1 protein-coding gene is annotated in these 812 nt (G+C 64.2%); it reads left to right on the plus strand.

From position 1 onward, the window contains the following. Positions 1-812: GMC family oxidoreductase (locus EN893_RS36120; RefSeq protein WP_164901498.1), on the plus strand; the 812-nt coding region annotated here is incomplete at both ends.

The following is an 812-nucleotide window of genomic DNA, read 5'->3' on the forward strand; positions in this document are numbered from 1 at the left end:
CTTCTGCATGGGCAACCCGCGCACCGACTGGATGATGAAGACCGAGCCGGAAGCCGGTCTCAATGGACGCAGCCTCAACTATCCGCGCGGCAAGGTGCTTGGCGGCTGTTCATCGATTAACGGCATGATCTACATGCGCGGCCAGGCAGCCGACTACGATGGCTGGCGTCAGGCCGGCAATGCCGACTGGGGCTGGGATGACGTGTTGCCCTATTTCCTCAAATCGGAAGACTATCACGGCGGCAAAGGCGCCATGCACGGGAGCGGCGGCGAGTGGCGGGTCGAACGGCAGCGGCTTTCATGGCCGATCCTTGACGCCTTCCGGGACGCGGCCGAGGAACTCGGCATTCCGCGCACCGAAGACTTCAACACCGGCACCAATGAAGGCTCGGGCTATTTCGAGGTCAACCAAAGGAAGGGCGTGCGCTGGAACACGTCGAAGGCGTTCCTGCGTGGTATAGCGGGGCGCAAGAACCTGCGCGTGGTGCTCGGCGCGGAGACCGAACGGCTCGAATTCGACGGCCGGCGCGTCACCGGATTGGTTTTCCGCCAAGGCGGCCGCCTGCACCAGGTCCGCGCTGGACAGACGATCCTTGCGGCCGGCGCCATCAACTCGCCGAAGCTGCTCGAGCTGTCGGGGGTGGGCCGCCCCGACCTGCTTTCGAGCATCGGCGTGGATGTTCGTCACGCCTTGCCGGGCGTTGGAGAAAATCTGCAGGACCATTTGCAGATCCGCACCGTCTTCAAGGTCGCCAACACCGCCACGCTCAACCAGCGCTACCACAATCTGGTCAGCCGTGCGTCGATGGGGC

This window comes from Mesorhizobium sp. M7A.F.Ca.CA.004.04.2.1, from assembly GCF_004022825.1.
Lineage (GTDB): Bacteria > Pseudomonadota > Alphaproteobacteria > Rhizobiales > Rhizobiaceae > Mesorhizobium.